Source organism: Phyllobacterium sp. NPDC097923 (assembly GCF_044760925.1).
In the GTDB taxonomy this organism is placed as follows: Bacteria; Pseudomonadota; Alphaproteobacteria; order Rhizobiales; family Rhizobiaceae; genus Phyllobacterium; species Phyllobacterium calauticae.
This window is the reverse complement of sequence record NZ_JBIWBL010000002.1, coordinates 514,078-537,593: the sequence shown is the minus strand read 5'-3', so window position 1 is coordinate 537,593 and position 23,516 is coordinate 514,078. Positions and strand designations below refer to the sequence as shown.

At 61.2% G+C, this 23,516-nt stretch carries 25 protein-coding genes and 1 other RNA gene; 12 read left to right on the top strand and 14 right to left on the bottom strand.

Annotated elements, in window-relative coordinates; all coding sequences use genetic code 11:
• Positions 1–26: 26 nt before the first annotated feature.
• From ACIQWS_RS15025 to ACIQWS_RS15015, 3 genes are all read left to right on the top strand, one after another.
• On the top strand, positions 27–818 hold the full coding sequence (locus ACIQWS_RS15025; protein ID WP_346305050.1) for an inositol monophosphatase family protein: 792 nt from the start codon (positions 27–29) through the stop codon (positions 816–818).
• Between the two features lie 151 nt (positions 819–969).
• Entirely contained in the window at positions 970–1,992 is a 1,023-nt protein-coding gene (locus tag ACIQWS_RS15020) for a MotA/TolQ/ExbB proton channel family protein (protein WP_346305051.1), read from the top strand.
• 2 nt (positions 1,993–1,994) lie between these two features.
• Complete coding sequence (locus ACIQWS_RS15015) at positions 1,995–3,026, top strand: peptidoglycan -binding protein (RefSeq protein WP_223613667.1); 1,032 nt, start codon at positions 1,995–1,997, stop codon at positions 3,024–3,026.
• Here the strand turns inward: ACIQWS_RS15015 and ACIQWS_RS15010 are convergent.
• Positions 3,023–3,373: a DUF1304 domain-containing protein gene (locus ACIQWS_RS15010; protein ID WP_403180591.1), complete on the bottom strand. Its 351-nt coding sequence runs from the start codon at positions 3,371–3,373 to the stop codon at positions 3,023–3,025. The two genes, ACIQWS_RS15015 and ACIQWS_RS15010, sit on opposite strands and share 4 nt — an antisense overlap.
• A 262-nt stretch (positions 3,374–3,635) precedes the next feature.
• Here ACIQWS_RS15010 and ACIQWS_RS15005 point away from each other — a divergent pair, with 262 nt between their 5' ends.
• The gene (locus ACIQWS_RS15005) at positions 3,636–5,294 is read left to right on the top strand and encodes an FAD-binding dehydrogenase (protein ID WP_403180588.1); all 1,659 of its coding nucleotides are present in this window, start codon (positions 3,636–3,638) and stop codon (positions 5,292–5,294) included.
• 3 nt (positions 5,295–5,297) lie between these two features.
• Here ACIQWS_RS15005 and ACIQWS_RS15000 read toward each other — a convergent pair whose 3' ends face one another.
• Positions 5,298–7,103, bottom strand: coding sequence for an ABC transporter transmembrane domain-containing protein (locus ACIQWS_RS15000; RefSeq protein ID WP_223613670.1), 1,806 nt, complete (start codon positions 7,101–7,103; stop codon positions 5,298–5,300).
• A 206-nt stretch (positions 7,104–7,309) separates the two neighbouring features.
• Here ACIQWS_RS15000 and rpmE point away from each other — a divergent pair, with 206 nt between their 5' ends.
• The gene (rpmE, locus tag ACIQWS_RS14995) at positions 7,310–7,531 is read left to right on the top strand and encodes a 50S ribosomal protein L31 (RefSeq protein ID WP_130271002.1); all 222 of its coding nucleotides are present in this window, start codon (positions 7,310–7,312) and stop codon (positions 7,529–7,531) included.
• 64 nt (positions 7,532–7,595) lie between these two features.
• Here the strand turns inward: rpmE and ACIQWS_RS14990 are convergent, their stop codons facing one another.
• A complete protein-coding gene (locus ACIQWS_RS14990; protein ID WP_346305055.1) occupies positions 7,596–8,333 on the bottom strand; it encodes a methyltransferase domain-containing protein in 738 nt (245 codons plus the stop codon).
• A gap of 104 nt (positions 8,334–8,437) precedes the next feature.
• Here ACIQWS_RS14990 and ACIQWS_RS14985 point away from each other — a divergent pair, with 104 nt between their 5' ends.
• Positions 8,438–8,908, top strand: coding sequence for a GNAT family N-acetyltransferase (locus tag ACIQWS_RS14985; protein WP_403180581.1), 471 nt, complete (start codon positions 8,438–8,440; stop codon positions 8,906–8,908).
• A gap of 89 nt (positions 8,909–8,997) precedes the next feature.
• On the opposite strand, the gene ACIQWS_RS14980 is transcribed toward ACIQWS_RS14985, so the two are convergent.
• The 5 genes from ACIQWS_RS14980 to ssrS form a co-directional block, all read right to left on the bottom strand.
• Entirely contained in the window at positions 8,998–9,747 is a 750-nt protein-coding gene (locus tag ACIQWS_RS14980) for a YebC/PmpR family DNA-binding transcriptional regulator (protein ID WP_223613674.1), read from the bottom strand.
• A 297-nt stretch (positions 9,748–10,044) separates the two neighbouring features.
• A complete protein-coding gene (locus ACIQWS_RS14975; protein ID WP_403180576.1) occupies positions 10,045–10,626 on the bottom strand; it encodes a biotin transporter BioY in 582 nt (193 codons plus the stop codon).
• A 66-nt stretch (positions 10,627–10,692) separates the two neighbouring features.
• On the bottom strand, positions 10,693–11,517 hold the full coding sequence (locus ACIQWS_RS14970; protein ID WP_223613676.1) for a TIGR00282 family metallophosphoesterase: 825 nt from the start codon (positions 11,515–11,517) through the stop codon (positions 10,693–10,695).
• Positions 11,518–11,577: 60 nt separating this feature from the next.
• Complete coding sequence (locus tag ACIQWS_RS14965; protein ID WP_346305060.1) at positions 11,578–12,192, bottom strand: 5-formyltetrahydrofolate cyclo-ligase; 615 nt, start codon at positions 12,190–12,192, stop codon at positions 11,578–11,580.
• A gap of 27 nt (positions 12,193–12,219) precedes the next feature.
• Positions 12,220–12,376: non-coding RNA, 6S RNA (gene ssrS, locus ACIQWS_RS14960), on the bottom strand.
• 548 nt (positions 12,377–12,924) lie between these two features.
• Between ssrS and ACIQWS_RS14955 the strand changes: the two genes are divergently transcribed.
• Entirely contained in the window at positions 12,925–13,764 is an 840-nt protein-coding gene (locus tag ACIQWS_RS14955; protein ID WP_403180571.1) for an AAA family ATPase, read from the top strand.
• A gap of 65 nt (positions 13,765–13,829) precedes the next feature.
• The gene (locus ACIQWS_RS14950) at positions 13,830–15,020 is read left to right on the top strand and encodes a VWA domain-containing protein (RefSeq protein WP_403180568.1); all 1,191 of its coding nucleotides are present in this window, start codon (positions 13,830–13,832) and stop codon (positions 15,018–15,020) included.
• Here the strand turns inward: ACIQWS_RS14950 and phoB are convergent, their stop codons facing one another.
• The 6 genes from phoB to ACIQWS_RS14920 form a co-directional block, all read right to left on the bottom strand.
• Positions 15,021–15,707 carry a phosphate regulon transcriptional regulator PhoB gene (gene phoB, locus ACIQWS_RS14945; RefSeq protein WP_162700294.1) on the bottom strand — a complete coding sequence of 229 codons (687 nt, stop codon included), beginning with the start codon at positions 15,705–15,707 and terminating at the stop codon, positions 15,021–15,023.
• A 20-nt stretch (positions 15,708–15,727) separates the two neighbouring features.
• Positions 15,728–16,453, bottom strand: coding sequence for a phosphate signaling complex protein PhoU (gene phoU, locus ACIQWS_RS14940; protein ID WP_105734424.1), 726 nt, complete (start codon positions 16,451–16,453; stop codon positions 15,728–15,730).
• A 23-nt stretch (positions 16,454–16,476) separates the two neighbouring features.
• The gene (gene pstB, locus ACIQWS_RS14935) at positions 16,477–17,250 is read right to left on the bottom strand and encodes a phosphate ABC transporter ATP-binding protein PstB (RefSeq protein ID WP_223614121.1); all 774 of its coding nucleotides are present in this window, start codon (positions 17,248–17,250) and stop codon (positions 16,477–16,479) included.
• A 66-nt stretch (positions 17,251–17,316) separates the two neighbouring features.
• Entirely contained in the window at positions 17,317–18,636 is a 1,320-nt protein-coding gene (gene pstA, locus ACIQWS_RS14930) for a phosphate ABC transporter permease PstA (RefSeq protein WP_403180560.1), read from the bottom strand.
• Positions 18,633–20,099, bottom strand: coding sequence for a phosphate ABC transporter permease subunit PstC (gene pstC, locus ACIQWS_RS14925; protein WP_223613680.1), 1,467 nt, complete (start codon positions 20,097–20,099; stop codon positions 18,633–18,635). Before pstC ends, pstA begins: the two co-directional genes overlap by 4 nt.
• A gap of 89 nt (positions 20,100–20,188) precedes the next feature.
• Positions 20,189–21,235, bottom strand: coding sequence for a substrate-binding domain-containing protein (locus ACIQWS_RS14920; RefSeq protein ID WP_223613681.1), 1,047 nt, complete (start codon positions 21,233–21,235; stop codon positions 20,189–20,191).
• A 395-nt stretch (positions 21,236–21,630) separates the two neighbouring features.
• Here ACIQWS_RS14920 and ACIQWS_RS14915 point away from each other — a divergent pair, with 395 nt between their 5' ends.
• The 4 genes from ACIQWS_RS14915 to ACIQWS_RS14900 are packed head-to-tail and all read left to right on the top strand — an operon-like array spanning position 21,631 to position 23,495.
• Complete coding sequence (locus ACIQWS_RS14915) at positions 21,631–22,038, top strand: EF-hand domain-containing protein (protein ID WP_288195080.1); 408 nt, start codon at positions 21,631–21,633, stop codon at positions 22,036–22,038.
• An 18-nt stretch (positions 22,039–22,056) separates the two neighbouring features.
• Positions 22,057–22,617, top strand: coding sequence for an RNA polymerase sigma factor (locus ACIQWS_RS14910; RefSeq protein WP_403180552.1), 561 nt, complete (start codon positions 22,057–22,059; stop codon positions 22,615–22,617).
• Positions 22,614–23,024 carry a hypothetical protein gene (locus ACIQWS_RS14905; protein WP_403180549.1) on the top strand — a complete coding sequence of 137 codons (411 nt, stop codon included), beginning with the start codon at positions 22,614–22,616 and terminating at the stop codon, positions 23,022–23,024. Before ACIQWS_RS14910 ends, ACIQWS_RS14905 begins: the two co-directional genes overlap by 4 nt.
• Positions 23,025–23,495, top strand: coding sequence for a periplasmic heavy metal sensor (locus tag ACIQWS_RS14900; protein WP_346307268.1), 471 nt, complete (start codon positions 23,025–23,027; stop codon positions 23,493–23,495).
• Positions 23,496–23,516: the final 21 nt, after the last annotated feature.

Genomic DNA, 23,516 nt, shown 5'->3' with positions numbered 1-23,516 from the left:
CGAATTCAGACGGAGAATGACCTGAAATGGCGCGTTCAGCGATCCTCAATGTAATGGTGCAGGCAGCTATGAAGGCTGGCCGCTCCCTGGCGCGCGATTTCGGCGAAGTGCAGAATCTGCAGGTTTCGCTGAAAGGTCCCGGCGATTATGTCAGCCAGGCCGACCGCAAGGCCGAAGAAATCATCTATGCCGAACTGCGCCGGGCCCGTCCCGACTACAGTTTCCTGATGGAAGAAACCGGTACGGTCGAAGGCACCGACAGCCAGCATCGCTGGCTGGTCGATCCGCTCGACGGCACCACCAACTTCCTGCACGGCATTCCGCTGTTCGCGGTTTCCATCGCCCTGGAACGTCAGGGCCAGATCGTCGCCGGCGTGATCTTCAACCCTGCCATGGATGAGCTTTACACCGCCGAGCGCGGCGGCGGCGCCTTCCTCAATGATCGCCGCCTGCGCGTCTCCGGCCGCATCAAGCTGGTCGATTCCGTCATCGGCACGGGCGTGCCGCATCTCGGCCGCGGTCATCACGGCGATTATCTCGTGCAGTTGCGCAATGTCATGGGCGAGGTTTCCGGCATCCGCCGCATGGGCGCGGCAGCGCTCGATCTGGCCGCCGTCGCGGCAGGCCGCTTCGACGGTTTCTGGGAAGACGGCCTCTCCCCCTGGGATACGGGCGCAGGCATCATCATGGTGCGCGAGGCTGGCGGCTTTGTCACCGATTTCGACGGCAGCCAGGATGTGGTCGAAAGCAAATCGATCGTCGCCGGCAATGAAGCCATTCAGCGGGCGCTGCTGAAGACACTCAAGAAGCCGATCTGAACAATATCCGGCGCGCCGGCCGCATTGCACCTTCCATTTTTACCTTGATTTCGGTTAGGGTCGCACAAACCGATTTGGGTTTGTGCGATTTCCGTTCGTCCAGTGACGCGAACGAGGTTGCTTGGTGCGTGGCGAATGCGGAGACGATGCAATGGCTGATTTCAGTTCAACCCGCCGGGTCATGGACGGTGACGATTATGACCCGTACCGGCTGTCCAGCCCGCGGCTTGTGCTTCTGTCGATGGCGATCTTCCTGGCCATTGTCGCCTTTCTCGCCGCCATTCTCTTTCGCCAGATTTCCGTGTTCTTCACCACCAACCCCGGCCTCAACGGCCTGATCATCGGCGTGCTGATCGTCGGTATTCTCTTGGGATTCGGTCAGGTGATCCGGCTGTTTCCGGAGGTGCGCTGGGTCAATTCCTTCCGGCAGGGCAATTCGGATCCCAATTCCAAGCCGGTGATGCTGGCTCCCATGCGCGCCCTGATCGGACGGCGCCAGTCCATGGCGCTGTCGACCAATGCCATGCGCTCCATGCTCGATTCCATCGCCACCCGCCTCGATGAAACGCGCGATGTCTCGCGTTACCTCATTGGCCTTCTGGTGTTTCTCGGTCTGCTCGGCACGTTCTGGGGCCTTCTGGAAACCATCGGCTCCATCGGCCAGACCATCCAGTCGCTCGATCCGCGCGCCGGCGATGCGAACGGCGTCCTCGATGCGCTCAAGGCCGGCCTGCAATCGCCGCTCAAGGGCATGGGCACCGCGTTCTCGTCCTCGCTGTTCGGCCTTTCCGGCTCGCTTGTCCTCGGCTTTCTCGACCTGCAGGCGGGCCGCGCCCAGAACCGCTTCTACACCGAACTGGAAAACTGGCTGTCCAGCGTCACCGACCTCGGATCGGACCTGCATGCGCTCGATGGCGTCAACAGCGGCACGTCGGACGAACTGCGCTCACTCTCCGAGCGCCTGCAGAACATCCAGGAGACCGGCGGCTCCAGCCAGCGCACGACCGCCGCGCTGGCCAGCCTCGCCGAAGGCATCCAGGGCCTGGTCAAGAACATGCGCTCCGAACAACAGATGATGCGCGACTGGGTGGAAAAACAGGCTGAAGAACAGAAATCCATGCGCGAAACCCTCGCCAAGCTCAGCGACTCCGTCGCCCGCCGCAGGGACAACTGAGAATGGCGCTCGGTCGCACCCGCCGCGCTATCCGTCATGTGGATTATTGGCCCGGCTTCGTCGATGCCCTGTCGACATTGCTGCTGGCGATCATGTTTCTGCTGTCGGTCTTCGTGCTGGCGCAGTTCCTGCTCAGCCAGGAAATCACCGGCAAGGATGCCGTGCTCAACCGCCTGAATTCGCAGATCAATGAATTGACCCAGATGCTGTCGCTCGAACAGGGCAACAAGCAGGATCTGGAAGACACCATCGCCAACCTGCAGGCATCGCTGACCAAGGCGCAGAGCGAGCAGTCGCGGCTGCAGTCGATGCTCTCGCAGGGTGCAGGCGCCGGTGCGGCTGCGGAAGGCAAGATCAGCGACCTCACCGCAGGCCTCGAAAACGAAAAGCAGCTGAGCGCGCGTGCCCTGTCGCAGGTGGAAATTCTCAACCAGCAGATACTGGCACTGCGCAAGCAGATCGGCGCGCTGGAGGAAGCCCTCAACGCCTCGGAATCCCGCGACAAGGAATCCAATGCCAAGATTGCCGATCTCGGCAAACGGCTGAACGTCGCGCTCGCCCAGCGCGTGCAGGAACTCAACCGCTACCGCTCCGATTTCTTCGGCCGCCTGCGTGAAATCCTCTCCGACCGCGAGAATATCCGCATCGTCGGCGACCGCTTTGTCTTCCAGTCCGAAGTGCTGTTCCCATCGGGTCAGGCAGTGCTGAACGAGGCAGGCAGCGAGGAAATGAAGAAGCTGGCATTGGCCTTGATCGACCTGCAGAAGGAAATCCCCGATGACATCAACTGGGTTCTGCGCGTCGACGGCCATACGGACAATGTGGCGCTCTCGGGCACCGGCCAGTTCAAGGACAATTGGGATCTTTCCGCCGCGCGCGCCATTTCCGTGGTGAAGTTCCTCATCGCCAACGGCGTTTCCGCCAATCGCCTTGTGGCGGCGGGCTTCGGCGAGTTCCAGCCGCTGGAGCCGGGCGATACGCCGGAAGTGCGTTCGCGCAACCGCCGTATCGAGCTCAAGCTGACGGAGCGCTAGAGCAGGAGCAAGGCTGCCAGCGCGACAATCGCCGGCACGCCCTGCACGAAGAAGATGCGGCGGTTGACGGTGAGCGCACCGACGATCCCGGCGACAATGACGCAACCAAAGAAGAAGACCTTGATGGCAAAGCCCGCCTGGCCCAGCCACATCCCCCAGATCAGTCCGGCAACGAGAAACCCGTTGTAGAGGCCCTGATTGAGCGCCAGCGCCCTGGATGCGGCGGCGAATTCCGGCGTCAGCCGGAAGGTTTTCAGCCCCAGCGGCTTATCCCACACCACCATTTCCAGATACATGAAATAGACGTGCAGCAGGGCAACCAGCCCGATGAGAATGTTCGCAATCATCCCTGTCCCCTTTTCACTCACTGGTATCCCGCTTTCCACCCTTGCGCGCCAACCTGAGCCGCGCAATCATGCAACGAGCAAAGCACTAGTGGAACGAATTTGACATTCGCCTCCCATTTGACATCACGCGCAACATGCGAATGTCAAATTCAAAGTTCCACTAGAATCTCATATTTATCAGTGGTCCTTTGATTCTGACATTTGCCTGAATGGCTGTATCAAAGGATTGCAAATGTCAGAATCGGACCACTGGGAGGGGCGAATGGCAATGGATGCCGATGCGATCATCGTTGGGGCCGGATTGTCGGGGCTCGTCGCCGCAAACGAGTTGGCACAGGCGGGCAAGAAAGTCATCCTCCTCGAGCAGGAAGGCGAGAACTCCGTCGGCGGGCAGGCCTTCTGGTCGCTTGGCGGCCTGTTCTTCATCGACAGCCCGGAACAGCGCAGGCTCGGCATCCGCGATTCCTTCGAACTCGCGCGGCAGGACTGGCTGGGTTCGGCACAGTTCGACCGTGCCGAGGATCACTGGCCGAAACAATGGGCCGATGCCTATCTGCAATTCGCCGCCGGCGAAAAGCGCAGCTGGCTGCATTCGCTCGGCATGCGCTGGTTCCCGGTTGTCGGCTGGGCGGAGCGCGGCGGCGCGCTGGCGAACGGTCATGGCAATTCGGTCCCGCGCTTTCACCTGACCTGGGGCACGGGCCCCGGCGTCGTTGCGCCGTTCGAACGCCTGCTGCGCGAGGCCATTGCCAAGGGCCTGATCACGCTCAAATGCCGCCACCGCGTCAATGCGCTGGTGACGACCAACGGTGCCGTGACCGGTGTCAGCGGCGATGTGCTGGAGCCGTCGACGGCAGAGCGCGGCCAGCAGTCGGGGCGTGAGGTGGCAGGCAGTTTTGAACTGTCGGCGCCGGCCGTGATCGTCACGTCGGGCGGCATCGGCGGCAATCCCGAGCTGGTCAAGCGCAACTGGCCGCGCGACCGGCTTGGCAATCCGCCCGAAAATATGGTTGTCGGCGTGCCGCACCATGTGGATGGCCGGATGATCGACATCACGGTCAAGGCGGGCGGCAGCGTCATCAACGCGGACCGCATGTGGCACTACACCGAGGGCCTCAGGAACTGGAACCCGATCTGGCCGAACCACGGCATCCGCATTCTGCCCGGCCCCTCGTCGCTGTGGTTCGACGCCAGGGGCAATCGCTTCCCGGCGCCTTACTTTCCGGGTTTCGATACGCTGGGAACGCTCAAGCACATCCTGTCGACCGGATACGACTATTCCTGGTTCGTGCTGACACAAAAAATCATCGAGAAGGAATTTGCCCTGTCCGGTTCCGAACAGAACCCCGACATGACGGGCAAGGACTGGAAGCTGCTCCTGAAGAACCGCCTCGGCAAGGGCGCACCGCCGCCCGTAGAAGCTTTCAAGCAGCACGGTGAGGACTTTGTCGTGCGCGACAACCTGCAGGAACTGGTCAAGGGCATGAACGCGCTGACCGGCGACAATCTGATCGACCACGACCATCTCCGATACCAGATCGAGGCGCGCGACCGCGAGATCGGCAACAAATATTCCAAGGATGCGCAGGTCACCGCCATGCGCGGCGCGCAGAACTATATCGGCGACCGGCTGACCCGCATCGCCAAGCCGCACCGGATACTCGATCCGAAGGCTGGTCCGCTGATTGCCGTGCGGCTCAATATCCTGACCCGCAAGACGTTGGGCGGCCTGCACACCAATCTGAAGTCACAGGTGCTGGATGCGGCTGGTGTGCCTGTTCCCGGCCTTTATGCCGCAGGCGAAGCCGCCGGCTTCGGCGGCGGCGGCTATCAGGGCTACAACGCGCTGGAAGGCACGTTTCTCGGCGGCTGCATCTTTTCCGGCCGGTCCGCCGGTCGGGCGGCGGCGGGCAGAGGCTGAAATTTACTCTGCCGCGCCTTTGAATGCGTCCGCACCTGCTTCGAACTGCAGCTTGGCAAGGTTTGCGTAGATCCCGTTCTTCTTGACGAGGCTCTGGTGCGTGCCTTCTTCGACGATGCGGCCGTCATCCATGACAAGGATGCGGTCCGCCTTGAGCACCGTCGCCAGCCGGTGCGCGATGACCAGCGTCGTGCGCCCCTGCATCAGGTGTTCGAGACCCTTCTGCACCAGAATTTCACTTTCCGCATCGAGAGCCGACGTGGCCTCGTCCAGCAGCAGGATCGGCGCATCGCGCAGGATCGCCCGCGCAATGGCGATCCGCTGGCGCTGACCGCCGGACAGTGTCACGCCACGTTCGCCGACCTGCGTCGCATAGCCGTGGTCGAGCGCTTCGATGAAGTCATGGGCGAGCGCCGCCCTGGCCGCCGCCTCGATGTCGGCGGTGCTGGCGCCGGGCCGGCCGAAGCCGATATTCTCCCGCGCCGTCGCGGCAAAGATGGTCGTATCCTGCGGCACGATGGCAATGCGCGACCGCACCACCGCAGGATCGGCTTCGCGCAGATCGACGCCATCCACCCGGATGCTGCCCGACACCGGGTCGTAATAGCGCAGCAGCAGCGAAAACACCGTGCTCTTGCCGGCGCCGGAGGGCCCGACAATGGCGACAGTCTCGCCCGGCTTGACCTCGAAATCGAGACCGCGCAATGCCGGAGCATCGGGCCGCGTCGGATAGTTGAAGCGGACATCCCTGAAAACAACGGAACCGACCGGCGGTTCCGGCAGCGCCACGGGGTTGAGCGGCGTGGCAATGGCGGGCTTTTCCGCCATGATTTCCATCAGCCGTTCCGCCGCGCCGGATGCCTGCGACAGCTCGCCCCAGACCTCGGACAGCGCCCCGAGCGCCCCGGCGGCAAACACCGCATAGAGCAGGAACTGACCGAGCGTACCCGGCGTGATGGTTCCGGCCAAAACGTCACGCGAACCGAACCAGAGCACGGCCACGACACTGGAAAAGATCATGAAGATCGCAAAGGCCGTCAGCACGGCGCGCGCCTTGACCGAAGAACGGGCCGCGGCAAAGGCATCCTCGACGGCGGAGCCGAACCGCCCCGTCGCCAGCGCCTCGTTGGTGAAGGCCTGCAGGGTGCGCACGGAGATGATGGATTCGCTGGCATAGGCCGTGGCATTGGCCAGCGTGTCCTGGGCATTGCGCGAACGGCGGCGCACCGACCGGCCGAAGGCGACCAGCGGGATGATGATCACGGGAATGGCGGCAATCACCAGCCCGGACAGTTTGGCACTGGTGATGACCATCATGACGATCGCGCCGAAAGCCAGAATGAGGTTGCGCAGGGCAATGGAGGCGGTGGCGCCTACGGCCGATTTGATCTGCGTGGTGTCCGCCGTCAGCCGCGAGACGATTTCACCCGACTGCGTGCTGTCGAAAAAGGCCGGTGACAATTTGGTGAGGTGCGCGAAAACATCGCGGCGCAGATCCGAAACAATCCGCTCGCCGAGCGTGATGACGAAGTAATAGCGCCCGGCGGATGCAACGGCGAGCGCGGCCGCCAGAACGATCAGCATGCCGAAATAATTGTCGATAAAGGCGCCGTTCGAGCCGGAAAAGCCGTGATCGATCATCCGGCGCACCGCCAGCGGAAGGATGAGCGTCGTCACCGCTGCAATGCTCAGCGAGATCAGAGCGCCGATCACCATACCCTTGTATCGGGACATATAGGGGAAGATGCGCTGCAGCGGCTTGAGCGAGCGCCGTTTCTTTTCTGCTTCTGCGTAAGCCGTGTCGGCCATATTTTTCAAGTCTTCCTGTATCGCATCGTGACTTTGCTGCCGGATGGCCTTGTTATTGTTTTAAGGCTGATGTATAGGCTCGCCAACAGTTTTGGAAGCCCACGTTTCTGTGACGTTTGGCTTCATCTCTACCAATCGGCTCCGAACCGGCCCTCCGCACCCTGTGTGGCTCTGGTTTTGTGCCCCTTAAGTTCAGGATAAGACAGATGAGAGCCAATATTCATCCAGACTACCACACCATCAAGGTTGTGATGACAGACGGCACCGAATACTTGACCCGTTCCACATGGGGCAAGGAAGGCGATACGATGAACCTCGATATCGATCCGACCACGCATCCCGCATGGACCGGCGGTTCGCAGCAGCTCACCGACCGTGGCGGCCGCGTTTCCAAGTTCAAGAGCCGTTTCGCCAATCTGGGTATTTAATCCCTTCGGCACACCGGATTTCAAAACGGCTCCGCTCACGCGGGGCCGTTTTGCTTTGGCGCGATCAGTCCCGCTCCGCGACAATGATGAGTTCGCGGCTTTCCGGCAGAACCGGGCCTTCGACCCAATCGCCATACCACGCGGTTCGGGTAAATTCCGCGTCCCGCAGATGCGTGCCGATGTCCGCCTGGGACAGAAAGCGCAGGGTGCTGGCATTGGCCAGCGTTTTCCCCGTCCTGTGAAAAACATGATCCGTCTCGAAAGCAACCCGATCGCCATTCACCGCGATCAGCCGGTGTTGGACACCGACCTCTCCCACGCCGGCGACTGACACCGTCCGGGCCGTCTGCTCCGGCGTCCAGCTTTCCCATGCCTTCACCGCCGGATTGCGGCTTTCGAATATCAGCCGCCCCTCCTTTGCCAGATGCGCATGGGCAGCCCTCAAGACGGCATGCACGTCGTCATCGGTGAGGAACACCTGGAAGACGTGGCCGGTCATGATGATCAGATCGAAGCGCTCGCCCAGATCCAGCGACCGCGCATCCGCCTCGATCCAGGTGACGGCTCCGCCGCCTTCCCTGCTCCGTGCGATGTCCAGCATTGTCCGCGCCGGTTCGACGCCCGTGACCGCATGGCCGCGCGCCGCCAGCATGCAGGCGAGGAGGCCCGTGCCGCAGCCAAGATCAAGCACGCGCTTCGGCCTTCCGGCGCTGCGCAGATAGAATGCACTGTCCTCCCCTGCCGGGTTCAGGCTGTCATAAAGCGCGGCAAGTTCACCATTCGTGTAGATATCATCCAGCATGCGGTTGCCGTCCGTCCTGTCTTTGCACAAAGATTGCATCCATGTCCTTGTCCCCGCGCCCGAAACCATGTTTGCTGCCCCCACCATCTGGCGCGGAGAACATCATGCGGAGCGGACACGAAAAACTCGTACGGGCAACCATTGACGATGCAGACGCCGTCCGCAACCTCGTTCGCGCGTCCTATGCCAAGTGGATACCGGTGATCGGCCGTGAACCCAAGCCGATGGGTGCTAACTACGAACATGCCGTCCAGCACCATCTTGTCGACCTTCTCTACGCCGATGGCGAGCTGGCGGGCCTCATCGAAATGATCCGGGAATCCGGTTGTCTCCTGATCGAGAACGTCGCCGTCGCACCGGCCTTTCAGGGCCGCGGTTATGGCAGGCTGCTCCTCACCCACGCGGAGGCGCTTGCCGGCTCGCTCGGTTTGCGCAAACTGCGGCTTTACACCAACAAGATGTTTGCCGAGAACGTCGCGCTCTACCTGAAGCTTGGCTACACCGTCGACCGCGAGGAACCCTTCCTGGGCGGCATCGCCGTGCATATGAGCAAGCCCATCCCCCGCTACGCCTGAGTTTTTCTTCCGCGTCACTTACCTTGAGCGCAAATAAAAAGCCCACTGGTCTGCGACCGGCGGGCTTCTTTGGGAACCTCGTCAGATAATCAGGCGGCGCTGAGCTTGGCCAGAACTTCGTCGCTGACTTCAAAATTGGCGTAGACGTTCTGCACGTCATCATCGTCGTCGAGTGTTGCGATCAGGCGCAGCACGGACTGGGCCTTTTCCTCATCGACCGGCGCCGTGGTCTGCGGCTTCCAGATGGCCTTGATGGACTCGGCTTCGCCGAGCGCGCTTTCCAGCGCCTTGGACACATCGCCAATGTCTTCGAATGCGCAAAGAATGGTGTGGCCGTCCTCATCGGTCTGCGCGTCATCCGCACCGGCCTCGATCGCCGCATCCATGATCTTGTCGGCACTGCCGGCTTCCGGCTTGTAGGTGATTTCGCCGACGCGGCTGAACATGAAGCCGACCGAACCGGTTTCGCCCAGCGCACCGCCTGATTTGGTGAATGCGGCCCGCACATTCGATGCGGTGCGGTTGCGGTTGTCCGTCAGCGCTTCGACGATGACGGCAACGCCGCCCGGGCCGTAGCCTTCATAGCGCACTTCTTCGTAATTATCGGCGTCGCCGCCCGCGGCCTTCTTGATGGCGCGTTCGATGTTGTCTTTCGGCATCGACTGGGCGCGCGCGTTCTGCACTGCGAGGCGCAGACGCGGGTTCATCGCCGGGTCCGGCAGACCCTGCTTGGCGGCCACGGTGATTTCGCGTCCGAGCTTGGAGAAAATCTTCGACCGAACGGCGTCCTGACGCCCTTTGCGGTGCATGATGTTTTTAAACTGTGAATGGCCTGCCATGGCACCCCTGCGTGCTTAGATATGGTTCTGCCGTTTCCCTCGGAAGCCTGCGAACCAAGTCTGCAGGCTGTTCAGGCGGAAACAGGCGTCTGGAATGGCGCCCTTATAGGTAAAAACCGGCGTCTCGTCCAGCACCCGCGCGATCACAATGGGGGAAGTTGCAGCCGCATATCGCCATAGCCGGCTTTGGAAACAGCCGCACGATGATTTTATCTTCATTGCCGGCAAAGGCCGGTGTATGGCCTTTGCCGATAGAGATCAGCGTGCACAGAAGGTGACGTGCACGCTGGCGGATGGTCAAAACAAGCGCGCTGCAATGCCCGAACGGCGGAGCATTTCGATCGCAGCTGCAGCCAGGGCCGACTTCAGCACGGCACCGATCAGGAACGGCGCAACGCCGGAAGCCCAGGCCGCTTCGAAACCGAAGAGATGCGCCAGCCACGAGGCGCCGAGGGCGAGGCAAAGCAGGTTGCCGAACAGCATGACCGCAGCCGATACGAACGGGTTGCGCGTCAGGCCGCGTTCCGCCAGGAAGCCGACGGCAGCGGCGACGACCGGGAAGGCCGCGAGGTAACCGACAGTCGGTCCGGCGAAATAAAGGAACCCGCCAGCGCCGCCGGCCAGAACCGGCATGCCGATCATCGCTTCACCCAGCCAGGCAAGCACCGTCAGGCCGCCCAGACGCCAGCCATAAAGCGCGCCGACCATCGTCACGGCAAATGTCTGCATGGTGACGGGCACCGGAAACATCGGCACTTCGATCCACGAGCTGACGGCAAGGAAGGCCGTGCCGATCAGAACGGCCAGAGCCTTGAAGGCAATGGAGCGGTCCGCCAGCCTCAGCGGGACGAAAGCGGTGGGAAATGCAGTCTGGGTCATGGAAGGTCTATCCTCAAACGAGTGTTACAGAATCGGGCGTGATTGGTTGCGCCGGGTTGTATCGAGCTATTTCCAGAAGGCGGGAATGGTTTCTTCCAGCCGCGGGCCAATGCGCAGGGGAGAAATCCTTTCGGCAAGTCCGGTCCGGTCTGAAATGTCAACGCCGACACCGCAGATCGTCGCCTTGCCGCTGGCGGCTTCAAACCGGCCTTTCGGCACTTTCGACAGAAAGCGGTTCAGCGGTTCTTCCTTGTCCATGCCGAGCGATGAATCGTAATCGCCGCACATGCCGGCATCGGACATATAGGCCGTTCCGCCATTGAGGATCTGCGCATCGGCGGTCGGCACGTGGGTGTGCGTGCCCACCACAAGGCTGGCGCGGCCGTCGACGAAATGGCCAAAACACTGCTTTTCGCTGGTGGCTTCCGCATGGAAGTCGAACACAACGGCATCGGCCTGTTCGCCGAGCGGACAGGCGGCGAGAATCTCCTCGCCGATGGTGAAGGGGTCATGCAGATCCGGATGCATGAAGACGCGGCCCATGATGTTGGACACAAGCACGCGCGCGCCGTTCTTGGCGAGAAACACGCCGGAGCCCTTGCCGGCAGTGCCGAGCGGGAAATTCGCCGGGCGCAGGAACCGCTGTTCGCGCGAGGCGAAAACCAGCGCTTCCCGCTGGTCCCAGACGTGATTGCCTGTCGTGACCACGTCGGCCCCGGCATTGATCGTGTCGTGAAATATTTCCTCGGTGATGCCGAAGCCGCCCGCCGCGTTCTCGCCGTTGACGATGACGAAATCGAGCTTCAGGTCGGATATCAGTCCCGGCAATTGCTCATAGACCGCCGTCCGGCCCGAACGCCCCACCATATCCCCAAGAAACAGTAATCTCACGCGCACATCCTGAAAGAGAGCCCGGTCCTTGCCGGGGCCTGAAATGATCGATTTATCTGTCTAGCCGAAGCGGCGCAACCCGCTTTCCGTCAGGATCGCCTCCAGCGGCACATCATGCGGCTCATCGGGTACGGTTTCAACCTGCTGGCAGTCAAACGCCACGCCGATCAGGCGCGGGTTCACGCCCTTGATCTGCAGATGCGCGATGGCCCGGTCATAGTAGCCCGCCCCATAGCCGATGCGGTGCCCCCTGACGTCGAAGGCCGCCAGAGGCACCAGCATGAAGGATGGATCAAGCACCGCAGCATCGTGCGGCGGCCCCGCCGTGCCGAAGCCCGTATCGATCATTGGCGCGCCGCGCACCAGTTCACGGAAAAGGATGGTCTGCTTGTCGATGATAGCGGGCAGGCAAAGCCGGGCGCCGCGCTCGCGCAGGCCGAACAGCAGCGGGCGCAGATCCACCTCCGAGCGGATCGGCCAGAAGCCCGAAACAATGGTGCCCGCATCGACGGCAAGCGCCGCCAGACCGAAATCCGCAATGCGCATCGAGGCTTCGATGCGGAATTCCGTCGTCAGCGCATCGCGGCGGCCAAGGGCCTCCAGGCGCAGTTTCTTCTTCAGCTCTTTGATGGGGGAGTGGTGCTGCACGGGCTTGATTTCATGGGGCGCCGGCACGCGAACCGGCTCGGGATGAAACAAAAGTGGCGTCCACACAACCGATGGAGAAGTCGATCCCGGGAACCTACAAAGTAGGTGGGTGCCGTGTGAAGAAGCCCACGGGCCTCCTCAGGGACAGCTCCCTAAGGGATCATTAAGGCCCCGGGGAATATGTCTCTCCTGTCGAGAAGCGCAGAGCGCCGATCTGAATATAGGACGGATGCAGGCATTGCACCAGTGCGCGGCAAACGATTTTCCCTCCCCGCACAATCTTTGTCGCATAATCATTGTGGAGGTGTGGGACACCCCCCTCTGGGCTGCCGGACAGAGGGGGGGGAAAGACCTCCATCACAAAAAATCACATCAACTTATCCACGTTCTCCCATCCGCGCTTATCCTTCTCGTGTCCTTTCCGGCGGGAATGCTTCCGGAAACTTTCGAAAGTCGGGAAAGGATCGGCGCTTCGGCTTCACAGGGAGGAACCTGTGCGGCCGGGGAGGTTTGGCTCAATGGATGCGCATTGGGCAAAGCCCTCAAAAACGCCGGGACGGGTGGTCCCCAGGATCGCAAGCATTGCATACCACATACCCCAAGACCCGCGTTCCAGGGACCGCCCGTCTTTCCCACCTTTCAACAGCCAGACGCGACAGCGGGCGTGGCAACGGGAAAACCATATCGCCGCATTCCCGGACGGCTCTTGCCCTCCTCCGGCACGCCCCTTAATCTTTGCCGATCACGAAAGGGAATGCGATGCGGTTTGAAGGTACAGCGGCCTATGTGGCCGACAAGGATCTGATGGTGGCGGTCAATGCGGCGATTGCGCTTGAACGGCCACTGCTGGTCAAGGGCGAACCCGGCACCGGCAAGACCGAGCTTGCCCGGCAGATTGCGGCGGCGCTCGATCTGGAACTGGTCGAATGGAACGTCAAATCCACCACCAAGGCGCAGCAGGGCCTCTACGAATATGATGCCGTCAGCCGCCTGCGCGATTCACAGCTTGGCGATGCCAAATTCAACGACATCGCCAATTACATCAAGCCCGGCAAGCTGTGGCATGCCTTCACCACCGACAGGAAAGTCGTGCTGCTGATCGACGAGATCGACAAGGCGGATATCGAGTTTCCCAACGATCTCCTGCAGGAGCTCGACCGCAACGAATTTCACGTCTACGAAACCGGCGAAACGATCCGCGCCATACACCGGCCCATCGTCGTCATCACCTCCAACAACGAGAAGGAACTGCCCGACGCCTTTCTGCGCCGCTGCTTCTTCCATTATATCCGCTTCCCGGATGTCGAGACGCTGACCCGGATCGTCGAGGTGCATTATCCCGGCATCAAGCGGAACCTCGTGCGCGCCGCCCTCACCCAGTTCTACGAGATCCGCGATGTGCCCGGCCTGAAGAAGAAGCCGTCGACATCCGAAGCGCTGGACTGGATCCGCCTGCTGGTCGCCGACGACATCGCCCCGGAAGATTTGCGGGCCGACCCGAAGAACGCCTTGCCGAAACTGCACGGCGCCCTGCTGAAGAACGAGCAGGACGTGCATCTGTTCGAGCGGCTGGCCTTCATGGCGAGGAGGCAGGGATGACGCTCGCCATCCGCCCCATCGAGAGAACCGGCATCGTTCATCGCTTGCAATAAAAGGGTCCCACAATGTTCCTCCCCTTCTTCCTCGAGCTCAAGGCGGCCAAGATTCCCGTATCGCTGCGGGAATATCTGACGTTGCTTGAGGGGCTGGATGCGGGGCTGGTGACCTATGATGTGGAAGGGTTCTACTATCTCGCCCGTTCCGCCCTGGTGAAGGACGAGCGCCATCTCGACCGCTTCGATCAGGTCTTCGGCCACGTGTTCAAGGGGCTGGAACTGCTCGGCGGCGAGAGCGGCATCGACATTGCCAATCTGCCCGAGGAATGGTTGCGCCGGCTGGCCGAAAAACACCTCACCGAAGAAGAGAAAAAGCTGATCGAGGCACTGGGCGGTTTCGACAAGCTGATGGAAACCCTGCGCCAGCGGCTTGAGGAGCAGAAGGGCCGGCATCAGGGCGGCTCGAAATGGATCGGCACGGCCGGAACGTCGCCCTTCGGTGCCTATGGCTACAATCCGGAAGGCGTGCGCATCGGCCAGGACGAAAGCCGCAACCGCCGTGCGGTCAAGGTGTGGGACAAGCGCGAATTCAGGAATTTCGACGACAGCGTCGAGCTGGGCACCCGCAACATCAAGGTTGCCCTCAAACGGCTGCGCCGCTGGGTGCGCGAAGGCGCCGATGACGAGCTCGACCTGTCGGGCACCATCAGGTCAACCGCCGAACACGGCTATCTCGATGTCCAGACGCGGCCCGAACGGCGCAATCATGTCAAGCTGCTGATGTTCTTCGATGTGGGCGGCTCCATGGACGAACATATCCGGATCGCAGAAGAACTGTTCTCCGCCGTCCGCTCCGAATTCAAGCACATGGAATATTTCTACTTCCACAATTGCCTCTACGAGGGCGTGTGGAAGGACAACCGCCGCCGCCACGCGGAAAAAATCCCGACGCTCGATCTCATCCATAAATACGGACCGGACTACAAGGTCATCTTCGTCGGGGATGCCGCCATGGCGCCCTACGAGGTTTCCCATGCGGGCGGATCGGTCGAACACTGGAACCAGGAGGCCGGGGCGGTCTGGCTCGCCCGGGTGCTCGACCACTGGAAGAACGCCGCCTGGCTCAATCCGTCAAAGGAACAGTACTGGGACTACACCGCCTCGACGGCGATGATCCGCAAGATTTTCGCGCATCGCATGTATCCCATGACCCTGGCGGGCATCGAAGGGGCGACGCGCGAACTCTCGCGCAGGCACTGATTACCCGAACGAGTACCCAGCACCGCGCACGGTGCGGATCGGATCGATCGAGCGGCCGATATTGATGGCCTTGCGCAGCCGCCCGACATGCACGTCGACGGTACGGTCGTCCACATAGATGTCAGCGCCCCAGACATTGTCGAGGAGCTGGCCGCGCGAGAACACCCGGCCGGGGGACTGCATCAGGAATTCCAGCAGGCGGAACTCGGTCGGCCCGAGCTTCAGCTCACGTTCCTTGCGGAACACGCGGTGCTGCTCGCGGTCGAGCTTCAGGTCGCCGAAGCTGAGCACATGCGACAGCAGGCTCGGATTGACCCGGCGCAGCATGGCCTTGATGCGGGCAAGCAGTTCCGGGGTAGAGAACGGCTTGACCATGTAGTCATCGGCGCCGGTGGCAAGGCCGCGCACCCGCTCGCTCTCCTCGCCGCGCGCCGTCAGCATGATGATCGGCAGGATTTCGGTCTCGCGCCGCGCCCGCAGACGGCGGCAGAGTTCGATGCCGGAAAGGCCCGGCAGCATCCAGTCGAGAATGAGCAGATCCGGCACTTTTTCACGCAGCGCAATTTCCGCCTCGTCACCGCGTGCGATTGTCTCGACGACATAGCCTTCGGCTTCAAGATTGTACCGGAGAAGGACGCTGAGCGCTTCCTCGTCTTCGACAACAGTGATTTTGGGAGCGATCGCCATTGCTGGAATCCTGATTCTGTTTAAGGCTGTCTGGCTTCATCGACGATGATGCTGTGGGTCTGGTCTTCCTTGGGCCGTTCGGCCGGTAGCTGGGCACCCGTCACGATGTAGTAGACCGTTTCAGCAATGTTCGTCGCATGGTCTCCGATGCGCTCGATGTTCTTGGCGCAGAAGAGAAGGTGCGTGCAGGCAGAGATGTTGCGCGGGTCTTCCATCATGTAGGTTAGGAGTTCGCGGAACAGTGATGTGTACAGCGCATCGATTTCGTCATCGCGCTCGCGCACGATGTTGACCTGCTGCACGGAGCGTGTCGCATAGGCGTCGAGCACGTCCTTGAGCTGCGTCAGGGCGAGTTCCGCGATGGTCTGCAGGCCGCGATAGACCGACAGCGTCTGGCGTGTATCGGTAACGGCGACAACCCGCTTGGCGATGTTCTTGCCGAGGTCGCCGACCCGTTCGAGGTCGGAGGAAATGCGGATGGCACCGATGATCTCACGCAGATCGATCGCCATGGGCTGGCGCTTGCCGATGATGGTGATGGCCTTTTCGTCGATCTCGCGCTGTCCGGCATCGAGGATGAGATCATCCGAAATGACGCGCTGGGCCAGCGCGTTGTCGGAGTTCACCATGGCGGTGACGGCCTGTTCGACCATGCGTTCGGCATGGCCGCCCATTTCGGCGATCTTGTGCGTCAGGAACTTCAGTTCGTCGTCATAGGAACGGACGGTATGCTGCGACTCGGTCATATTCTTATCCCTGTTTCCCGTGATTAGCCGAAGCGTCCGGTGATGTAGTCCTGCGTGCGCTTTTCCGTCGGATTGGTGAACATCATTTCCGTATCGCCCACCTCGACGAGATTTCCGAGATGGAACATGGCGGTGCGCTGCGAAACGCGGGCCGCCTGCTGCATCGAATGGGTGACGATGACGATGGTGTAGTTCTGGCGCAGTTCGTCGATCAGCTCCTCGACCTTTGCCGTGGCAATCGGATCGAGCGCCGAGCAGGGTTCGTCCATCAGGATGACTTCCGGGCTGACGGCAATGGCGCGGGCGATGCACAGGCGCTGCTGCTGGCCGCCGGAAAGGCCGGTGCCGGCTTCATGCAGGCGGTCCTTTACCTCGTCGAACAGGCTGGCGCGGCGCAGGCTCTTCTCGACGATTTCCTCCAGCTCGTGCCGGTTCTTGGCAAGACCATGGATGCGCGGGCCATAGGCCACGTTCTCGAAAATGGACTTCGGGAACGGATTGGGCTTCTGGAAAACCATGCCGACCCGGGCGCGCAGCTCGACCACGTCGATTTTCGGATTGTAGATATCCTCATCATCGAGCGTGATCTTGCCGCCGATCTTGCAGCCTTCGATCGTGTCGTTCATGCGGTTGAGCGAGCGCAGGAAGGTCGACTTGCCGCAACCGGACGGGCCGATCAGCGCCGTCACCATCTTCTCAGGCACATCGAGGCTGACACCGAACAGGGCCTGCTTTTCACCATAGTGAACGGTGACATCCTTGCCCTGCATTTTGATCGTATTGACCTGTGCACTCATTTTGTCGTTTACCGCTTTTTCGAGAGATCGTTCTGTCATGAGATTCATTGTTCGCTCCCGTTTTACCTACCAGCGCCGCTCGAAGCGGCGACGCAGAATGATGGCCCCGATATTCATGACTGCAAGAAACAGAAGCAGCACGATGATAGCGCCGGATGTGCGCTCGACAAAGGCCCGCTCCGCTTCGTTCGCCCACATGTAGATCTGCACCGGCAGGGCGGTTGACGGATCAAGCGGCGTGACCGGATAGTTGGCGACGAAGGCCACCATGCCGATCAGCAGCAGCGGTGCGGTCTCGCCCAGCGCGTGGGCAAGGCCGATGATCGTGCCAGTCAGGATGCCGGGGGCGGCCAGCGGCAGCACATGGTGAAACACCATCTGTGTCTTCGAGGCACCGATGCCCAGCGCTGCGGACCGGATTGACGGCGGCACGGCGCGCAAGGCCGCACGGGTGGCGATGATGATCGTCGGCAACGTCATCAAGGTCAGCACCAGGCCGCCGACCAGCGATGCGGAGCGCGGCAGGCCGAAGAAATTGATGAACACGGCCAGCCCGAGCAGACCGAAGACGATGGACGGAACCGCGGCCAGGTTGTTAATGTTGACCTCGATGATGTCTGTCAGGCGGCTCTTCTTGGCATATTCTTCCAGATAGATCGATGCGGCCACGCCGATGGGCAGGGAGAGGCACAGAACGATCAGCATCATGTAGAGCGAGCCGATGAGCGCGACACCGAGACCCGACGTTTCCGGACGGCTCGATGCGCCGAAGGTGAACAGGCCGCTGTTGAAGCGCTGCGCCATGGCGCCTTCCTTGGCCAGCGTGTTCATCCAGGCAACCTGACGGTCCGATACCTTGCGGTTTGCCTGATCGACACTCAGGTCGATCTGGCCCTTGAAGGCCGAGTCGATGTCGCCGCCGGTCAGCACCCAGAGGGTCTGCGTCGTGCCGATCAATGCCGGATTTCCTGAAACCAGTTCCCGCAGCTGGCTGCGCGAGCCGTCGGAGACAAGCTTGCTCAGTTCGCGGATCGCCGGCTTGTCGTCAAGGCTGACGCCCAGCTTTTCGGCAAGGGCATTGCGCACCAGGATCGGATAGTTCGCGGTGAGCAGAACGGTCGGGTCGGTCGCACGCTTGTTCGTGGGGTCGATCACCTTCTCGTCGAGCTTGACCGAGAGGCTGACCTCCGTCTGCCAGAACGCTGTGTAGCCGTTGGAAATCACCGAATAGAGCAGCGCAACCAGGAAGAACAGGCCGATGGCAATCGCGGTGATGCCGTAAATCTTGAACCGGCGCTCGGCGGCATAGCGGCGCTTCAGACCGATGTCGCGCCGGACGACCTTTGCCGGAGCAACTGCAGCAGGATTGAGTGTTGTGTCGGTCATTCGTACTGCTCCCGGTACTTACGCACGATGTATAGCGCGAAAATGTTCATCGCCAGCGTGATGAAGAAAAGGGTGAGGCCAAGGGCGAATGCCACCAGCGTCTGCGGTGAATTGAATTCGAGATCGCCTGTCAGCTGGTTGACGATCTTGACGGTGATGGTCGTCATGGCATCGAACGGATTGATGTTGAGATTCGCTGCAACACCGGCCGCCAGAACCACGATCATCGTTTCGCCGATGGCACGTGATGCGGTGAGCAGCAGTGCGCCAACGATGCCGGGCAACGCGGCAGGCAGCACGACGCGGCGGATCGTCTCCGAACGCGTCGATCCAAGCCCGAGCGAGCCATCACGCAGCGACCCAGGAACGGCGGTAATGATGTCGTCCGACAGGGAGGAAACGAAAGGGATCAGCATCACGCCCATCACGATACCGGCGGTCAGCACGCTCTGCGCCATGATGAAGGGATAGCCGCCCGAGATGGCAGCACTGATATCGCGCAGGAACGGTCCGACGGTGACAAGGGCAAAGAAGCCGTAGACGATCGTCGGGATGCCCGCCAGCACTTCAAGCAGCGGCTTGACGACCGAGCGCACGCTGCGGCTGGCATATTCGGCCATGTAGATGGCGGCGAACAAGCCGACCGGCACGGCGAACAGCATGGCGACCAGCGCGATATATAGCGTGCCGGCAAGCAGCGGAATGAGACCGAACTGACCCTGCGCCCCATTGCCGCCGGCTGCGGAGAAGCGCGGATCCCATACGGTGCCGAAGAAGAAGCTCGACGGGGTTACGGACTGGAAGAAGGTGATGGTCTGGAACAGCATCGACAGAACGATGCCCACCGTCGTCAGGATGGCGATGGTCGAGGCCGCGAGCAGTCCCCAGAGGATGATCCGCTCGACATTGTTGCGGGCCCGCGTGCGGACATTGACGCCGGACAGACCGAAGATCGCACCGGCAACGGCAAGGACAATGGCGACCACCGCACCGATATTATGCGCGCGCGCCGTGCTCTTGTTCCATTGCACGGCAACGGGGATCATGAAGTCCTGGCCTTCCGTCGCCAGGGCCACGCCCTTGCTCGACAGCAGCGGCCGCAATTCGGAGAACGTGGTTGGAAGGTTCGCCCGCTCCTGGTCCGTCAGCTTGTCGAGACCCCGCGCGATGCCGCCGACCATGCCAAGCTCGAGGCTCTGGCTGGCAATGACGCTTTCGCTGTTGTGCACCGGCAGGCTGTTGATGGCCTGGCGCTCGATATAGAAGCTCGACCCGATGGCCCAGACCAGGATGAAGATAATTGCTGGCAATACGGAAACCAAAAAAACCCACCAGCCGTGATAATGCGGCAGGGAATGGGCTTTGACACTTCTGTCATCTTTGCTGATGGCACGCTGGCGTCCGAGAAAGAACCCGACAAGACCAATCGCAACGACAATCACTAAAACCAACAAGGTGGACATCAACGCTTCCCCGATCTGTCCTGCAACGAGAGCATAGGCCCCGAGAAATATCCGGCGCGGACAGGGTTCTGTCCGCGCCGGTTATCGGCTTACTTGCCAGCCATGGTCTTGCCGGCGGCGAATGCGGAGCGCTGAGCTTCACGCTCTGCATCCGGTGCAGCAACCAGGCCGTATTCGACCAGCGGGCTATCCGGGCCGACCATCTGGTCAGCAAGGAAGAAGTCCACATATTCCTTCAGGCCGGGGATGACGCCGAGATGCGCCTTCTTGACGTAGAAGAACAGCGGGCGCGAAACCGGATACTTGCCGGTAGCAATGGTTTCCGTGCTTGGCTTGATGCCGTTGACGGTTGCAACCTTCAGCTTGTCCGCATTGTTTTCGTAGAAGGCCAGACCGAAGACGCCAACACCTGTTTTGTTGGCATCAATGCGAGCCAGTGTTTCCGGATAGTCGCCATCGATGTCGATAGCCTTGCCATCCTTGCGGACAGCGATACAGGCAGCAGCAGCGGCCTTTTCGTCAAGACCGGCAGCCTTGATCGCATCGGCTGCACCGGTGGCCTTGCAACCGCCAGTCATCAGCTTCTCTTCGAAAACTTCACGTGTGCCGTGCTTTTCGCCAGGAATGTAGGCGGCGATGTCCCAATCGGGCAGCTTCGGGTTAACCTGGTTCCACTTGGTGTTCGGGTTGGCAACCAGCTTGCCGTCGACAACGACCTGCGCAGCAAGAGCGGTATAGACGTCCTTTGGCTCCAGCGCCCAATCCGGGCCCTTGATGTCGGTCGCGAACACGATGCCGTCATAACCGATGCGGATTTCTTCAACGTCCTTGACGCCAGCGTCAACGCAGGACTTCAACTCGGTGTCCTTGATCGGACGCGAGGCATTGGCGATATCGATGGTGTTTTCACCAACGCCCTTGCAGAATTCCTTGATGCCGGCACCCGAACCGCCGGATTCAACGACCGGGGTCTTGAACTTGGGGAATGTTTCGCCAAAAGCTTCGGCGACGATCTTGGCATATGGCAGCACTGTGGATGAACCGCTGACCTGAATCTGGTCGCGAGCGGATGCGCCAACTGTCGTGGCAATCACCGAGATCGCAATCAGAGCAGTGGTGGAAATAAGCTTGTTCATAGGAGCAGCTCCTGTTGGATTAACTGTGTGACGCCTCCGACGTCGTCTGCCGTCTATAGAACCAATATAACAGTCATATGACACTATTGTTACAGTTCTGTAGCGCGGCCTGTGCATGAGCCGCGCCCGCGGCGGAATCAAAATTCCTTCTAAAACCATCAAGTTAACCGTCTATGGATTTTGCACAGCTTGGCACAGTGAAGATAAGCTCAACGATTCCAGTGGGTTCATGACGCCCAATTGCGACACTCGCGCAGGCATCCCTGCCATACGCCGCAGGGGGACAATACCGTCCCCCCGCTGCGGTTTCAAAAAAATTCCGCGCAAGCGACGGATTGTCCCGCTCCCGCCGTTTAAGTCACGACAAATGACAGTCTGCTGAAAGGAAAAGTTTGATGAAATCGAGAGTAGCTGCGGTTCTTCTTGCCATGGTGCCACTGTCCCTGCCCGCAACCTTGGCGATGGCGGCGCCCAAGGCCGACACCAATGGCGACGGCACAATTTCACTGGCCGAATATCAGGCCGCCGCCCGGGCGCGGCTGCTCAAATTCGATACCGACGGCGACGGCAAACTCTCGCTCGAGGAGTGGCTGAAGCGCCCCGCCGCAAAGAATGCCAAGCGCGATCCCACGGCGGTGTTCAACCGGATCGATACAAATCATGACGGCTTCATCGATACGGCGGAAATGGATACTGTAGCGAAGAAGCGGTTTGAGCGCCTCGACACGAATTCCGATGGCCAATTGACCAAAGAGGAACGCCACGGACACAAGAAGGGCGCCACCGACAGTTCACAGGAGTAACGGCAAGCGTGCAAAACCTTGGACAATCGCAACACGGATGAAGAACTGCTGGTGAAGATCGGCCAGCATGACGATGCGGCCGTCCGAACCATGGTGACACGCAAGCTGCCGCGCCTGCTCGCTCTGGCGGCGCGGATGCTTGGCGACCGCAATGAAGCCGAGGACGTCGCCCAGGAAGCCTTTATCCGGCTGTGGCGGCAGGCGGGCAGCTGGCAGAGCGGCCGGGCGACCTTTGATACATGGCTGCACCGGGTCACGCTCAATCTCTGCTACGACCGCCTGCGCCGGCACCGGGAACAGCTGGTGGCCGAGACACCCGAGAGGGCAGATCCAGCCCCCGACCCGGAACAGTCGCTTTCAACCCGGGACGAAAGCGACCGGATCAAACGGGCCCTCGCCTCCCTGCCCGACCGGCAGAGGGAGGCCATCGTGCTTCAATATTATCAGGAGTTCAGCAATATCGAGGCAGCGCAGATCATGGATATCAGCATTGAAGCCCTGGAGAGCCTTCTGGCCCGTGCCCGGCGCAATTTGCGGACAGCCCTGGAAGAGACTGCCCAACAGGAGAAGGCAAAATGACCCCGCAACGTTTCCAGGAACTGACCGAGATCTATGGTGCCGAGGTGCGGCGCTGGCCGCCGCCCGAACAGGCCGACGCCGTCGCCTTCATCCGGGAGCATCCTGATATCGCTCAGCCGGCCCTCAGGCTGGCGGCGGAACTCGACGGGATGCTGGCGCAGTACCGGACCGCCCCGGCGGAGGCTGCGCTGCGCGAACGCATCATCGCCTCCTCCGGCAGGTCCTGGTCCGGCTGGAAGCGCGCCCGTCTCTGGTGGCAGGGCACCGGGCTCGCCGGCATTGGATTGGCGGGCGCGATCACCGGCGCCCTTCTCATCGGCGTCATTCATTCCGCCGAATCGCGCGGATATGAGGACCAGGCCTATGCGGTCACCGCCTTCAACATCTCTGATGAACTGGAAGAGTAAATGAGTGAACGGTCACGCAACATCCTTCTCGTCGCTTCGCTTGCCCTCAATGTCTTCATTGCCGGCGGCGTGATCGGCGGCGGCTACATCTGGCACACATTCGGCCATTCCTGGACGACGGAGAACCGGCGCGGCGTTCGCTTTGCCGCCGAATATCTGACGCCGGAGCAACAGAAGGCACTGCGGCAAAATCTGGCAGCGGCCCGCAAGGACAATGGACCGCTGGCCGATGCCGGACGGGCAAGCCGTGCCGAGATTGCCCGGCTGCTGGCACAGGATGTCATCGATCCGGCTGCGGTCAACGCGGAACTGACCAAAGCCCGCGAAGCCGATTTCGCCCTGCGGACGCGCATCGAGCAGACCATCGTCGCCTTTGCCGAAAGCCTGTCGCCGGAGGACCGCAAGACGCTCGTCGAGGGTTTGAAAAAGCGCAATGTCATTTTGCGGCAGACGCCGGCAAAAAAACAATGAATGCCCGCGACGGAATTTTCC